At 69.5% G+C, this 14,110-nt stretch carries 12 protein-coding genes; 7 read left to right on the forward strand and 5 right to left on the reverse strand.

Going from position 1 to position 14,110, the window contains the following annotated elements; all coding sequences use genetic code 11:
• Positions 1-129: 129 nt before the first annotated feature.
• Positions 130-2,421: a transglycosylase domain-containing protein gene (locus ACZ6I3_RS21305; RefSeq protein WP_469416461.1), complete on the reverse strand. Its 2,292-nt coding sequence runs from the start codon at positions 2,419-2,421 to the stop codon at positions 130-132.
• Between the two features lie 261 nt (positions 2,422-2,682).
• On the opposite strand from ACZ6I3_RS21305, the gene ACZ6I3_RS21310 reads away from it, so the two are divergent.
• The 5 genes from ACZ6I3_RS21310 to ACZ6I3_RS21330 all read left to right on the forward strand — a co-directional run bounded on the left by ACZ6I3_RS21310 (position 2,683) and on the right by ACZ6I3_RS21330 (position 7,574).
• Positions 2,683-3,618: an SPFH domain-containing protein gene (locus ACZ6I3_RS21310; RefSeq protein WP_469416462.1), complete on the forward strand. Its 936-nt coding sequence runs from the start codon at positions 2,683-2,685 to the stop codon at positions 3,616-3,618.
• Positions 3,615-3,884 (forward strand): type II toxin-antitoxin system antitoxin, encoded by a 270-nt coding sequence (locus ACZ6I3_RS21315; protein WP_469416463.1) that lies wholly within the window; start codon positions 3,615-3,617, stop codon positions 3,882-3,884. Before ACZ6I3_RS21310 ends, ACZ6I3_RS21315 begins: the two co-directional genes overlap by 4 nt.
• Positions 3,885-4,027: 143 nt before the next feature.
• Positions 4,028-4,552 carry a PadR family transcriptional regulator gene (locus ACZ6I3_RS21320; RefSeq protein WP_469416465.1) on the forward strand — a complete coding sequence of 175 codons (525 nt, stop codon included), beginning with the start codon at positions 4,028-4,030 and terminating at the stop codon, positions 4,550-4,552.
• Positions 4,549-5,238, forward strand: a complete 690-nt coding sequence (locus ACZ6I3_RS21325) for an ABC transporter ATP-binding protein (protein WP_469416466.1) — start codon at positions 4,549-4,551, stop codon at positions 5,236-5,238. The genes ACZ6I3_RS21320 and ACZ6I3_RS21325 overlap by 4 nt, the downstream gene beginning before the upstream one ends.
• Positions 5,235-7,574, forward strand: coding sequence for an ABC transporter permease (locus ACZ6I3_RS21330; protein WP_469416467.1), 2,340 nt, complete (start codon positions 5,235-5,237; stop codon positions 7,572-7,574). Before ACZ6I3_RS21325 ends, ACZ6I3_RS21330 begins: the two co-directional genes overlap by 4 nt.
• A 174-nt stretch (positions 7,575-7,748) precedes the next feature.
• On the opposite strand, the gene ACZ6I3_RS21335 is transcribed toward ACZ6I3_RS21330, so the two are convergent.
• Entirely contained in the window at positions 7,749-8,699 is a 951-nt protein-coding gene (locus tag ACZ6I3_RS21335; RefSeq protein ID WP_469416469.1) for a LysR substrate-binding domain-containing protein, read from the reverse strand.
• A 133-nt stretch (positions 8,700-8,832) separates the two neighbouring features.
• On the opposite strand from ACZ6I3_RS21335, the gene ACZ6I3_RS21340 reads away from it, so the two are divergent.
• Both ACZ6I3_RS21340 and ACZ6I3_RS21345 read left to right on the forward strand, forming a co-directional pair.
• Positions 8,833-9,387, forward strand: a complete 555-nt coding sequence (locus tag ACZ6I3_RS21340; protein ID WP_184590931.1) for a peroxiredoxin — start codon at positions 8,833-8,835, stop codon at positions 9,385-9,387.
• Between the two features lie 6 nt (positions 9,388-9,393).
• Positions 9,394-9,927 (forward strand): alkyl hydroperoxide reductase, encoded by a 534-nt coding sequence (locus ACZ6I3_RS21345; protein ID WP_215118847.1) that lies wholly within the window; start codon positions 9,394-9,396, stop codon positions 9,925-9,927.
• A 78-nt stretch (positions 9,928-10,005) separates the two neighbouring features.
• On the opposite strand, the gene ACZ6I3_RS21350 is transcribed toward ACZ6I3_RS21345, so the two are convergent.
• The 3 genes from ACZ6I3_RS21350 to ACZ6I3_RS21360 form a co-directional block, all read right to left on the reverse strand.
• Positions 10,006-11,331 (reverse strand): AI-2E family transporter, encoded by a 1,326-nt coding sequence (locus ACZ6I3_RS21350; protein ID WP_469416470.1) that lies wholly within the window; start codon positions 11,329-11,331, stop codon positions 10,006-10,008.
• A gap of 87 nt (positions 11,332-11,418) precedes the next feature.
• The gene (locus ACZ6I3_RS21355; RefSeq protein ID WP_469416471.1) at positions 11,419-12,111 is read right to left on the reverse strand and encodes an aggregation-promoting factor C-terminal-like domain-containing protein; all 693 of its coding nucleotides are present in this window, start codon (positions 12,109-12,111) and stop codon (positions 11,419-11,421) included.
• Positions 12,112-12,530: 419 nt separating this feature from the next.
• Complete coding sequence (locus ACZ6I3_RS21360; protein WP_469416472.1) at positions 12,531-13,856, reverse strand: PhoH family protein; 1,326 nt, start codon at positions 13,854-13,856, stop codon at positions 12,531-12,533.
• Positions 13,857-14,110 lie beyond the last annotated feature (254 nt).

A 14,110-nucleotide genomic window follows, 5' to 3' on the forward strand; every position in this document is an offset into this window, starting at 1 on the left:
GGGTGCGACCTGTCTCAGCAGGGGAGAGTTTTTTTGTTTCGAGCCCACCCCCCCCGGAGACACGAAACGGGTAGAGGGGGCCCCCGGCGTGATGCCGGGCCCCCCTTCTCGTCTCCTAGTCCTCGTCTCCTAGTCCTCGTCGCCCGGCCTGACCGGGTCGAACGGGTCGCCGTCGGTGGGCGGGGGTTCCGTCCCCGGGGTCGTCGGCGGGGTGAAGGTCGGCGGTGACGTCGACGGGTTCGACGGCGGCGGCGAGCTGCTCGGCTCCTCCGTCGTCGGCGGCGGGGACGACGACGGTTCCTCGGTCGTCGGCTCCTGGCTGGGCTCCTCGGTCTCCGACTGCGTGGGCGTCGGCGTCCAGGTCGGCTGGACGGCCGCGCCCTGCTGGGTGTCCAGGTCGAACTTGGCGACCTCGCCCATCGTGCCGAAGGTGTAGGCCGCCCAGATCCGCGCCGGGAAGCCACCGCCGTCGACACGGGGCTTGCCGGCCGCCTTGTACATCGCGACCTGCGCGTGGGTCTTGGCGTCCTCGCCGAACAGGCCCACCGAGGTGACCTGGTTCGGCGTGTAGCCGGTGAACCAGGCCGACTTGTTGTTGTCGGACGTACCGGTCTTGCCCGCGACCTGCTGGCCGTCGCGCTCGGGGTTGTTCCGTACGGAGGCCTGGGCGGTGCCGTCGTCGACCACGCCGGTCAGCACCGAGGTCACCGAGTCGGCGGCCTCCCTGCTGATGACCTGGTCGCCGACCGGGTCGGGCATGGTGACCTTCTGGTTCAGGTGCTCCGCCGACTTCACCAGGGACGGGGTGACCTTCTTGCCGTGGTTGTCGAGGGTCGCGTAGACCCCGGCCATCTGCAGAGGGCTCGCGCCCATGCTGCCGAGGGTCTGGGCGGGCACGGCCTCCATGTTCTCGGTGTCCATGCCGAGCTTGCCGGCGACCTTCACCACCTCGGACATGCCGACGTCGACGCCCATCTGCGCGAAGACGGAGTTGACGGACTTGTTCATCGCCGTCTGGACGCTGATGGGCCCGTAGTTCTGGTCGTCCTCGTTCTCGGGGGCGAAGCCGACCTTGCTGCCGTCCTCCACGACCTGGCGCTTGCTCGTGCCGTCGTAGACCGTGTTCGCGGCGATCGGCTTGCCGTCCTGCGTCTGCGCCTGTTCCTCCAGGGCCGCGGCCAGGATGACCGGCTTGAAGGTGGAGGCCGGCTGGTAGTCGGCGCGGGTGGCGTTGTTCATGTAGTGCTTGAAGTAGTCCGTGCCGCCGTACATCGCGACCACGGCGCCCGTCTTCGGGTTCACGGACGCGGCGCCGGCCTGGACGTCCCCGTCGACCTTGCGCTTGTCGGGGTCGAGCTTGCTGGTCAGCTGCTGCTGGACGGACTTCTCCAGCGCGGCCTGCTTCTTCTTGTCGATGTTGAGCGTGATGGTCCAGCCGCCGGCGTTGACCATCGCCTCGGCTTCCTTGCGGCTGCTCGCGGTGCCGTCGGCGACGAGCTGCTTCTCCAGGGTCGCGTTGGCCGAGTTGACCAGATAGCCCTTCTGGCCCTCCATGCCGGGGGCGGGCTTGGGCTCCTTCGGCACCGGGAACTTCATGCCGTCACGCTCGGACTGGCTCAGCCAGCCCTCCTCGACCATGTTCTTCAGCACGTAGTTCCAGCGCGCCTTGGCCATTTTCTTGCCGCCCTCGGAGGCGACCGCCCAGTCGTACTGGCTCGGTGCCTGGAGGAGCGCGGCGAGGTAGGCGCCCTGCGCGACCGAGAGGTCCTCGGCGTCCTTGCGGTAGTAGGCCTGGGCTGCGGCCTGGATGCCGTAGGCGTTGCGGCCGTAGTAGCTGGTGTTGATGTAGCCGGCGAGGATGTAGTCCTTGGACTTCTCCCGGTCCAGCTTCAGCGAGATGACCAGTTCCTTCAGCTTGCGCGAGACGGTCTGTTCCTGCGTCAGGTAGTAGTTCTTGACGTACTGCTGGGTGATCGTCGAACCGCCCTGGGCGCCACGGCCGGAGAGCGTGTTGACCACGCCGCGGGCCGTGCCCTTGAGGTCGACGCCGGCGTCCTTGTAGAAGGTCTTGTTCTCGGCCGCGACGAAGGTCTGCCGGACTTCCTTGGGGACCCTGGACAGGTCGACGACCTCGCGGTTGACCTTGCCGTCGCGGGCCATGATCGCGCCGTCGCTGTACTTGTAGATGTTGCTCTGCCGCTTGGCGTCGGCGTTCCCCTCGGGGATGTCGATCACCATGTACAGCACGATGAAGGCACCCATGCCGAGCAGGCACAGGCCGAAGAAGGTGCCGAGGAGCTTCTTCCAGGTGAAGAGCCTGCGTATGCCGCTCTTCCCGGCCGGGGCCGACGAACGGTGGCTCTTGGGTGCCGCCCGGCGCCCACCGCGCTGTCGGGCGCGTCTCTCTTCCGCTCGTCCCATGGGTCCGATCCGCTCCGCTTCGTTCATGTGTGCTCACGCGTCACACAGGTTCGCCGCTCAGGTCAGCTCAGAAAGCTAACACCGGGAGATAAGAGATAGGGCTGCCGATCCGGCCCTTTGCGGGCGTGACAATCAGCACCCATCCCAACGGAACCGACGTTCGAGGCACCCGAAGGGTTGCCAAGACCGGGAAAAGTGATATCACTTAGATAGACGGACGCTATGCAGGATGGCTCCGCGCGAAGAACGGGGGATTCACCCATGTCCACACACGACACGCAGGTCACCGCAGACGTGCCCGAGATGCCGGCCCCACGTGTACGGGAGTTCACCGCGCACAGCATCGGCGGCGGGCTCGCCCTGCTCCTCGGTCTGCTCGGACTGCTGGCCGGTGCCGGGCTGATCGCGACCGCCACGGCGGTGGACGGGTCCGGCGCGAAGGCCGGCCTGATCATCGGCGGCATCCTGGTCGCGCTCGCGGCGTTCCTGGCCATGTGCGGGCTGAACATGGTGGCGCCCGGCGAGGCCCGGGTCGTCCAGCTCTTCGGCCGCTACCGGGGGACGATCCGGGAGGACGGCCTGCGCTGGGTGAACCCGCTCACCTCGCGCACGAAGATCTCGACGCGGGTCCGCAACCACGAGACCGCCGTCCTGAAGGTCAACGACGCCTACGGCAACCCGATCGAGCTCGCCGCGGTCGTGGTGTGGCGGGTCGAGGACACCGCCCAGGCCACCTTCGAGGTGGACGACTACATCGAGTTCGTCTCCACCCAGACCGAGGCGGCCGTGCGGCACATCGCCATCGAGTACCCCTACGACGCGCACGAGGAGGACGGCCTCTCGCTGCGCGGCAACGCCGAGGAGATCACCGAGAAGCTCGCCGTCGAACTGCACGCGCGCGTGGAGGCGGCCGGGGTGCAGATCATCGAGTCGCGCTTCACACACCTCGCGTACGCCCCCGAGATCGCCTCGGCGATGCTCCAGCGCCAGCAGGCCGGAGCGGTCGTCGCGGCCCGGCGGCAGATCGTGGACGGAGCGGTCGGCATGGTCGAGGCCGCGATCGCCCGGATCACCGAGCGGGACATCGTGGAGCTGGACTCCGAGCGGAAGGCGGCCATGGTCTCCAACCTCATGGTGGTGCTGTGCGGGGACCGCGCCGCGCAGCCGGTCCTCAACACCGGGTCCCTCTACCAGTGACCGTGCCGCCCGAGGGTCCGGGCCCTCAGCGCCGGCCGCAGCAGCAGCGCAAGCAGGTGCTGCTGCGGCTGGACCCGGCGGTGTACGAGGCGCTGGCGCGCTGGGCCGGGGACGAGCTGCGGTCGGCGAACGCCCAGATCGAGTTCCTGCTGCGGAAGGCGCTGGCCGAGGCGGGTCGCCTGCCGCGGGACACGGGACCACTGCCTCGGCGCGGCCGGCCGCCCGGGCCCTCCGGGGACTCCGCCCCCGGACCCCCGCCGGCCTGAACGGCCCCGCCCTCGAGCGCCGGACGGGCCGGATGTCGCAGAACTGTGACAACCGGCCCCGACCTGCGTTCCAGCACCCCCGGCCATGAGCTGCACACCCGGCGTATACATGCGACGTATACACGGTGTGTAGAGTGCGGGACATGTCCATCGGTCACACTCTCCTGGGGCTCCTTGAGTCCGGCCCGCGCCACGGTTACGACCTGAAGCGGGCCTTCGACGAGAAGTTCGGTCACGACCGGCCGCTGCACTACGGCCAGGTCTACTCGACGATGTCCCGGCTGCTGAAGAACGGGCTCGTCCAGGTCGACGGCATCGAGGCGGGCGACGGGCCCGAGCGCAAGCGGTACGCGATCACCGAGGCCGGCATCACCGACGTCGAGCGCTGGCTCGCCACGCCGGAGAAGCCGGAGCCGTACCTCCAGTCGACCCTCTACACCAAGGTCGTCCTCGCGCTGCTCACCCACCGCGACGCCGCCGACATCCTCGACACCCAGCGCTCCGAGCACCTGCGCAGCATGCGGATCCTCACCGACCGCAAGCGCAAGGGCGACCTGGCCGACCAGCTCATCTGCGACCACGCCCTGTTCCACCTGGAGGCCGACCTGCGCTGGCTGGAACTGACCGCGGCGCGTCTGGACAAGCTCCGTGAGGCGGTGGCCCGATGACCATTCCCGCTGGTTCCCTGCTCACCGCGCAGGACCTGCGCAAGGCGTACGGCCCGACCAGCGCCCTCGACGGCGCCGAGTTCTCCATCCACCCGGGCGAGGTCGTCGCCGTCATGGGCCCGTCCGGCTCGGGCAAGTCGACACTGCTGCACTGCCTCGCCGGAATCGTCATGCCCGACTCGGGCTCGATCACGTACAACGAGCGCGAGGTGACCTCGATGAGCGACGCCGAGCGCAGCGCGCTGCGACGCTCCGAGTTCGGGTTCGTCTTCCAGTTCGGCCAGCTCGTGCCGGAACTCACCTGTGTGGAGAACGTCGCGCTCCCGCTGCGCCTGAACGGGTCGCCCCGCAAGGAGGCCGAGCGGACCGCGCTGGCATGGATGGAGCGTCTCGAGGTCGACGAGCTGCGCAAGAAGCGGCCCGGCGAGGTGTCCGGCGGTCAGGGGCAGCGCGTCGCCGTCGCCCGCTCGCTGGTGACGAACCCGCGGGTGATCTTCGCCGACGAGCCGACCGGAGCACTCGACTCACTCAACGGCGAACGCGTGATGGAACTGCTCACCGAAGCCGCCCGGTCCACCAACGCGGCCGTCGTGCTCGTCACCCACGAGGCCCGGGTCGCCGCCTACTCCGACCGCGAGATCGTCGTACGGGACGGGAAGTCCCGGGACATGGAGCGCGTCGTATGAGCGCACGGCAGTGGAGCCGGGACCTGGCGATGGGCACCCGGTACGCCTTCGCCGGCGGACGCGAGGGATGGACCCGGGCGCTGCTCACGGCCGTCGGCGTCGGGCTCGGCGTGGCGCTGCTGCTGCTCACCACCGCCATCCCGAACGCGCTGGCGGAGCGGGACCGGCGCGAGGAGGCCCGCAGCGACCACACCTACAGCCAGGAGAAGATACCGAAGGCCGACAACTCCCTGGTCGTCCTGGACGCGGACACGACCTTCCGGGACCTGGACGTCCGCGGGCGGCTGCTGGAGCCGGAGGGTCCGAAGGCCCCGCTGCCGCCGGGTGTTGCTGAGTTTCCCGCGGCGGGCGAGATGGTCGTCTCCCCCGCGCTGAAGGAGCTGCTCGCCTCCGGTGAGGGGAAGCTGCTGCGGGACCGGCTGGACTACCGGGTCACGGGCACCATCGGCGAGCAGGGTCTCGTCGGCTCCCAGGAACTCGCCTATTTCGCGGGCGGCAAAGGGCTCGCGGACCGCCTCGACACCGTCTCCGGGGCCCGGATCGACCACTTCGGCAACCCGGACCTGGCGTCGTCCGACCCCTGGGACCCGGTGCTCCTCCTGCTGGTCCTGGTCGTCTTCGTGGTGCTGCTCATGCCGGTCGCCGTCTTCATCGCCGCGGCCGTGCGGTTCGGCGGCGAGCGGCGCGACCGCAGGCTCGCGGCACTGCGGCTGGTCGGCTCCGACAGCCGGATGACACGGCGGATCGCGGCCGGCGAGGCGCTGGCCGGATCCGTGCTGGGACTCGTCCTCGGCACCGGGTTCTTCCTGCTCGGGCGTCAGCTGGCGGCCACCCTGGAGGTGTTCCACGTCAGCGTGTTCCCGAGTTATCTGAACCCCTCTCCCCTGCTGGCCGCGCTGGTCGCGGTGGCGGTGCCGACGGCCGCCGTGCTGGTGACCCTCTTCGCCCTGCGCGGGGTGGTCATCGAGCCGCTGGGCGTGGTGCGCACGGCCAAGCCGGCACGCCGCCGGCTGTGGTGGCGACTGCTGCTGCCCGTGGGCGGGCTCGCGATGCTCCTGCCCATGGTCGGGCAGGGCCGCGACAGCGGCTCCTTCAACGAGTACCTGGTCGTCGGCGGCGTCATCCTGCTGCTCGTCGGCGTCACGGCCCTGCTGCCCTGGATCGTGGAGACGGTCGTCGCCCGGCTCGGCTCCGGCGGGGTCGCCTGGCAACTGGCGGTACGCAGGCTCCAGTTGAGCAGCGGTACGGCGGCCCGCATGGTCAACGGCATCGCGGTGGCGGTCGCCGGGGCGATCGCACTGCAGATGCTGTTCGCCGGAGTGGAGGGCAGCTACACCCAGCAGTCGCGGTACGACGTCTCCCGGGCCCAGATGCAGGTGCAGGCGCCGCTGGATGCCGAGCTCGCCTCGGTGGCCGGCACGTTCCGCGACACCCAGGGGGTACGGAAGGTCACCGCGCTGAACGAGGGCTATCTCGGCGCCGAGCGTGGCGACGACGGGGACTCCTACGTCTCGTTCACCGTCGCCGACTGCGCCTCGCTGCGCGAGGTGGCCACACTGCCGGCCTGCCGCGACGGTGCGGTCTTCGCCCTCAGGGGCGGGGAGTTCGACTCGGACACCGCCCGGCTGGCCGAGCCCGGCAGGACCCTGTGGGCCAACCCCGGGGACACCACCGGGTCCGGCGACCGCTGGACCTCCTGGACCGTGCCGAAGGACATCCGTCAGGCCCAGTCCCGCCAGGACCCCACCGGGTACCGGCGCAGCGGCATCCTCATCACGCCCGGCGCGCTGCCGGAGAGCCTCGAGTCGTTCGCCTCTGGGCAGCTCTACCTGAGTCTCGACCGCTCCGTGCCGGACGCCGAGGAGTACGTGCGCAACACGGCCGCGCGTCTCGACCCGGTCGCCCAGCCCATGACCTGGCAGAGCGTCGAGAGCAACGAGCGCTACGCCACGATCCGCACCGGCCTGTCCGTCGGCGCCGCGTGTGTACTGGCGCTGATCGGGGCGAGCCTGCTGGTCTCGCAGCTGGAGCAGTTGCGCGAACGCCGCAAGCTGCTGTCGTCGCTGGTCGCCGTCGGCACCCGGCGCCGTACGCTCAGCCTGTCGGTGCTGTGGCAGACGGCGATCCCGATCGGTCTCGGCCTGCTGCTCGCCGCGACGGTGGGCATGGCCCTGGGCGCGGTCCTGCTGCGGATGACGGACACCTCCGTCCGCGTGGACTGGCCGAGCGTGCTGTCGATGACCGGCATCGGCGCGGGGGTCGTCCTGGTGGTGACCCTGCTGAGCCTGCCGCCGCTGTGGAAGCTGATGCGTCCGGACGGCCTGCGGACCGAGTAGCCCTCCGCCCGGGCCGCTGCCCGGCGGACCCAACAGGCCCCCTACGGCCCGCTGCCCGGCGGCCGGAGCAGGACTCCGCACAGGCCGCTGCCCGGCGGACCCAACAGGACCCCCTACGGCCCGCTGCCCGGCGGCTGGAGCAGGACCCCTTACGGGCGCTGTCCGTACGGAGCGTCAGGCGTCCTCGCCGACGACCCGTACGGACAGCGGCCGCAGCGCTTGCCGCAGAGCCGCCGCCAGTTCCTCGTACTCGGCGCCGCGGGCCGCCCCCGTCCGCATCGCCAGGGCGATCCGGCGGGTGGGGGCCGGGTCGGCGAAGTAGCCGGTGAGGAGCTGGTCGCTGCGGGAGGTCTCGACCGTGAGGGCCGTGCGCGGCAGCAGCGTGACACCGAGCCCGCCGGCGACGAGCTGCACCAGTGTGGACAGCCCGGCGGCGGTCGTGGTGACCGGCACGTCGTCACGGCCGGCCTCCCGGCAGATGTCGAGGGCCTGGTCGCGCAGGCAGTGCCCCTCGTCCAGCAGCAGCAGGTTCAGCTCGCGCAGCGCCCCGCGCGGAATGCCCTCGCGCCCGCCGAGCCGGTGGCCGAGCGGGGTGACGAGCACGAAGTCCTCGTCGAAGAGCGGCAGTTCGCTCACGCCCGGCACGCCGAGCGGCACCGCGAGCAGCAGCAGGTCGAGCCGCCCGCTGGTGAGACCGTCGAGCAGGCTGGTGGTCTGCTCCTCGTGCACCTGGAGGTCGAGGTGCGGATACCGTTCGTGGACGAGCCTGAGGACCGTGGGCAGCAGATAGGGCGCCACCGTCGGAATCACCCCGAGCCGCAGCACCCCGGTGAACGGGGCCCGCACCGCCTCGGCCTCCTCCATGAGGGCGCCCACCTCGCCCAGCACCGCTTTGGCCCGTACGGCGATCCGCTCGCCCTCGGGTGAGAGCAGCACCTTGCGCGTCGTACGCTCCAGGAGCGTCACTCCGAGTGTCTCCTCCAGCGCCGAGACGGCACCCGAGAGGGCGGGCTGGCTCATGCCGATCGCCCCGGCGGCGTCCCGGAAGTGCAGATGCTCGGCCACGGCCGCGAAGGCACGCAGCTGGGCGAGGCTGGGCTGCCTGCGCTTATTACCCAAAGTCACTAATAACTACCTCCGATCAACCCGACCGAGTGTAGCTATTTCCGTAATCAATCGAGGCTGTGCCAACATCAACACAGTCCAACCCATGGGAAACACCCGCAATCCGGGTGTTTCTTCGCTGCAAGGAGAGTGTGTGCTCACCGTCGGTGACAAGTTCCCCGAGTTCGACCTGACCGCCTGCGTCTCGCTGGAGAAGGGCGCGGAGTTCGAGCAGATCAACCACAAGACCTACGAGGGTCAGTGGAAGGTCATCTTCGCCTGGCCCAAGGACTTCACCTTCGTGTGCCCGACCGAGATCGCCGCCTTCGGCAAGCTGAACGAGGAGTTCGCCGACCGCGACGCGCAGGTCCTCGGCTTCTCCGGTGACTCCGAGTTCGTCCACCACGCCTGGCGCAAGGACCACGACGACCTGCGCGACCTGCCGTTCCCGATGATGGCGGACTCCAAGCACGAGCTCATGCGCGACCTGGGCATCGAGGGCGAGGACGGCTTCGCCAAGCGCGCGGTGTTCATCGTGGACCAGAACAACGAGATCCAGTTCTCGATGGTGACCGCGGGTTCGGTCGGCCGTAACCCGAAGGAGGTCCTGCGGGTCCTCGACGCCCTGCAGACCGACGAGCTGTGCCCCTGCAACTGGAGCAAGGGCGACGAGACGCTCGACCCCGTCGCGCTGCTGTCCGGGGAGTGATCTGAGATGTCCCTCGACAACCTGAAGTCCGCGATACCGGACTACGCCAAGGACCTGAAGCTCAACCTGGGCTCGGTCATCGGCAACTCCGACCTGCCGGCCCAGCAGCTGTGGGGCACGGTGCTGGCCACGGCCATCGCCTCGCGCTCCCCGATCGTGCTGCGCGAGCTGGAGCCGGAGGCGAAGGCGAACCTGTCGCCGGAGGCCTACACGGCGGCGAAGGCCGCGGCCGCGGTGATGGCGATGAACAACGTCTTCTACCGCACGCGCCACCTGCTCTCGGACCACGAGTACGGCACCCTGCGCGCGGGCCTGCGGATGAACGTCATCGGCAACCCGGGCGTCGACAAGGTCGACTTCGAGCTCTGGTCCTTCGCGGTCTCCGCCATCAACGGCTGCGGCATGTGCCTCGACTCGCACGAGCAGGTCCTGCGCAAGGCCGGCATCGACCGTGACGTCATCCAGGAGTCCTTCAAGATCGCGTCCGTGATCCAGGCGGTCGGCGTGACGCTGGACGCCGAGGCGGTCCTGGCGGAGTGACGCCCGGCCGCGGGCGATGAACCGCGGGCGATGAACTACAGGGCCCCGTCACCTGGGCATGGTGGACGGGGCCCTGTTTCATGTCCTGGGCGTACTCTCCGGCGGCGGGTCCGGGGCAGGAGGCTCGGCGCTCACCGCCGTGGCGCCCCGCGGCCGTACCGAATGCCGTAGCGCCGACCCCCGTGAATACGACCGCAGATAGCCGGCCACCGTGTTCGTCACCGCGACCAGCGGCACGGCGACCACCGCACCGCCGATCCCGGCCACCATCCCTCCGCACGCGACGGACAGCACCACCGCGAGCGGATGCACCCGCACCGCCCGCCCGAGGATGAACGGCTGCAGGATGTGGCCCTCGATCTGCTGCACCGCGAGCACCACCACCAGCGTCATGACCGCCGTGAACACCCCCTGGGTGACCAGCGCCACCACCACGGCCAGCGCCCCGGACACCACGGCGCCCACCAGCGGGATGAACGCGAACAGGAAGATGAACACCGCCAGCGGCACGGCCATGGGCACATCGAGGAAGTAGATCCCGAGACCGATGAAGATCGCGTCGATCAGCGCGACGATCACCGTGCCCCGCACATACGCCGTCAGCGTCCGCCACGCCGCCGGACCGGCCCCGGCCACTCCCGGCCGCGCCGCCGCCGGAACCAGCTTGAGCGTCCACTCCCAGATCCGCTTGCCGTCGTACAGCAGGAACAGGGTGGAGAAGACCGCCAGCAGGATCCCGGTGAGCGCCTCGACGACGACCGTCACGCCCTCCAGGCCCGCCGAGGTGATCGCGTCGGTGTTCGCGCCGACCGCCTCACGCAGGTTCTTGGCGATCTCGTTGATCTGCTTGTCCGTGACGTGGAAGGGGCTGTTCAGCAGCCAGTTCCGCAACTCGTCGATGCCGTCCTGGATCTGGCCCGAGAGGTCGTCGATGTTCTCCATGACCTGCCAGGTCACGAACCAGCCGATCAGGCCCATGATGACGAAGCCGAGGATCGCGGTCAGCGCGGTGGCCGGCCCGCGCGGCACTCCGAGCCGCCGCAGTCTCCCCACGGTCGGGTGGAGCAGCGCGGTGATCAGCAGCGCGCTCACGAACGCCAGCACCACCAACTGGACGGCGCTGATGATCCGCATCAGCACCCACAGGGTGCCCGCGAGGATGAGCAGCCGCCAGGCGGCCTCGGCCGCGACCCGCACCCCCCACGGCACGGCCAGCGCCGGATCGGGCCGGGCGGGAACGTCGGGCGCGTAGCCCGGGGGCGGCGGCACGTACTCGTCGGCCGGCGTCCGGGACTCGGCTTCGCCGCGCTCCCGTTCGGCCTCGGCGCGGCGCTCGTTCCACTGCTCGCTCATCTCGGTCAGTCCGGCGCCGAGCCGGCCGAGCCACCCAGGCACTCGCGACATGGTCCGACCGTACATGGCGTGAGCCCCACACCGTACGACGGTGTGGGGCTCACGCTGAGGATGGCAGCGGCCCGAAGGCCGGGTGGCTCAGTACCAGTTGTTGGCCTGCCAGAACGACCAGGCGTCACACGGACTGCCGTAGCGGTCGTTCATGTAGCCGAGGCCCCACTTGATCTGGGTGGCCGGGTTGGTCCGCCAGTCGGCACCGGCGGAGGACATCTTGGTGCCGGGCAGCGCCTGGAACATGCCGTAGGCCCCGGAGGAGGGGTTGACGGCCTTGTAGTTCCAGTCGGACTCGTGGTCCACGATGTTGCTGAAGCACTGGAACTGACCGGAGGGCACGATCCCCCGGGCCATCGCCTGGATCTGCGCGATCGAGTAGGAACTCGAGACGGGGATGTCGGAGATGTCCTTGGAACGGCTGGCGGCGGCCTCCTTGGCCTCCGCGCGCTCCTTGGCCTCCTTCGCCGCCTTCTCGGCGGCCGCCTTCTTCGCGATCGCCGTGTCGGCGGCAGCCTTGCGGGCGGCCTCCTCGGCATCCTTCTTCGCGCTCACGTCGGCGGCGATGGCCTGCACGTCGGCCTGCTGCGTCAGCGACGCGGTCTGCACCTGGGCCTGCTGACCCGAGGGGATGTCCGCGAGCAACGTCGTGCCGTTTGCCGTCGCTTCGGCGTCGTTGTTCTGCGCGGTGCTGCCCGAGGCAACGCCGACGACGCTTCCAACAGCGGTGACCGCCGTGGCCGAAGCCACTGCGAATCCCCGGACCGAGATCCGGCTCACACGGTTTCCTTCCAGCATCGCCCGCTTCGGTGACCCTCGCGGACGCAATCGTGCCCTTGACGCTGGCCTCCCCAACTACGGGTCACGGGAGGCACGGGCCCGGTGGGCAACTCCCTCGGAAGGGAGTGCCGCGTGGTGCGCGGGCGGCATACGACATCGCTATGCAGTTGATGCTGTTGCTTTTGTGGTGCCGTACCGCTGGGGGTACAGGTGTGTCGTATGCGGGGCCTGACAGGAGTGAGACTCTGCCGTAACACGACGGGGCAAGGCAATTCTGTGTTGGGTGTGAAAGCTCACATCCCGTTTGACCCAGGAGATTCACGGAAACCGTCACGCGCGAAGGCGCCGCCCGGCTAGGCTCTTCGCCTTTCCGAACGGCGCCAACTACTGCGTAACCACCACCGCTTGGGGCGGGGCGGTCAGATCTGCCCGTCTTCGAGCATTTCGGTCACAAGGGCAGCGATCTGGGACCTCTCGGACCGGTTCAGGGTCACGTGCGCGAAGAGCGGATGCCCCTTCAGCTTCTCGACGACGGCGACGACACCGTCGTACCGGCCGACCCTGAGGTTGTCCCGCTGCGCCACGTCATGGGTGAGAACCACCCGTGAATTGGCCCCGATCCGGGACAGAACGGTCAGAAGCACATTCCTTTCCAGTGACTGTGCCTCGTCCACGATCACGAACGCGTCGTGCAGCGAGCGGCCGCGGATATGGGTGAGCGGCAGGACCTCCAGCATCCCGCGCGCGGTGACCTCCTCGATGACCTCCCGGCTGGTGACCGCCGACAGCGTGTCGAAGACGGCCTGAGCCCAGGGGCTCATCTTCTCCGCCTCGGAGCCGGGCAGATAGCCGAGCTCCTGCCCGCCCACCGCGTACAGCGGACGGAAGACCATCACCTTCTGGTGCTGACGGCGCTCCAGCACCGCCTCCAGGCCCGCGCACAGCGCCAGCGCCGACTTTCCGGTGCCGGCCCGGCCGCCCATGGAGACGATCCCGACGTCCGGATCGAGCAGCAGGTCGAGCGCGATGCGCTGCTCGGCGCTGCGGCCCTTGATGCCGAACGCCTCCCGATCCCCGCGTACGACACGGATGTTGCCCTCGGGCGTGACCCGGCCGAGCGCCTTGCCGCGCTCCGACTGGATGGTCAGGCCCGTGTGCACCGGGAGTTCGGCGGCCTCGGGGACGTAGACGTGTCCCTCCTCGAAGAGGATGTCCACCTGCTCGCCGGGCAGGGTCAGTTCGGACATTCCGGTCCAGCCGGAGGAGTCCGTGATGGCGAGTTCCGCGCGGTACTCCTCGGCGAGGAGACCCACGGACGACGCCTTGATCCTGAGCGGGAGATCCTTGGACACGACGGTGACGTCGAACCCCTCGGCCTGCAGATTGCGGGCGACCGCGAGGATGCGGGAGTCGTTGTCCCCCAGGCGGTAGCCGCTGGGCAGCACGCTGGGGTCCGAGTGGTTGAGCTCGACACGGATGGTCCCGCCGAGATCCCCGGTCGGAATCGGGGAATCCAGACGGCCATGACGAATCCGGTAGTCGTCGAGCAGACGCAGGGCCTGCCGGGCGAAGTAGCCGAGTTCGGGATGGTGCCTCTTGGCCTCCAGTTCCGTCACCACGACGATGGGGAGCACGACCTCGTGCTCGTCGAAGCGGCTCAGGGCGTTGGGGTCGGCCAGCAGAACGCTGGTGTCGAGGACATAGGTGCGCCGGTCTGGCTTGTGGCGCTTTGTGCTGGTCACCACGGAAGGACGTACCCCCTCGGAAGAGGTCGGGGAGCGACGGAGTGGAGCTGGACCGGTCGTCGGCCGCCCTGCGCGGGCCGAGAACCGGCCCTCCGCCTCTTCGTCCGTGCTGTGACCGCACGATCGGGCTGGTGCAAAGGGCCTCCCGGGCGGACGGCCCCGTGCCGTCCGCTGAGATACGACACCCGTGGTTCGGGCGTCGACCTGACTGACTTATGCCCTCGAACGAGCGTCGCCATGCCACGGCATATGAC

It is taken from the genome of Streptomyces sp. NPDC041940 (assembly GCF_055589465.1).

Coding starts and splice junctions, on each gene's coding strand:
- ACZ6I3_RS21305 (WP_469416461.1), bottom strand. CDS start 2,421: ATGGGACGAGCGGAAGAGAGACGCGCCCGACAGCGCGGTGGGCGCCGG.
- ACZ6I3_RS21310 (WP_469416462.1), top strand. CDS start 2,683: ATGTCCACACACGACACGCAGGTCACCGCAGACGTGCCCGAGATGCCG.
- ACZ6I3_RS21320 (WP_469416465.1), top strand. CDS start 4,028: ATGTCCATCGGTCACACTCTCCTGGGGCTCCTTGAGTCCGGCCCGCGC.
- ACZ6I3_RS21325 (WP_469416466.1), top strand. CDS start 4,549: ATGACCATTCCCGCTGGTTCCCTGCTCACCGCGCAGGACCTGCGCAAG.
- ACZ6I3_RS21330 (WP_469416467.1), top strand. CDS start 5,235: ATGAGCGCACGGCAGTGGAGCCGGGACCTGGCGATGGGCACCCGGTAC.
- ACZ6I3_RS21345 (WP_215118847.1), top strand. CDS start 9,394: ATGTCCCTCGACAACCTGAAGTCCGCGATACCGGACTACGCCAAGGAC.
- ACZ6I3_RS21350 (WP_469416470.1), bottom strand. CDS start 11,331: ATGTCGCGAGTGCCTGGGTGGCTCGGCCGGCTCGGCGCCGGACTGACC.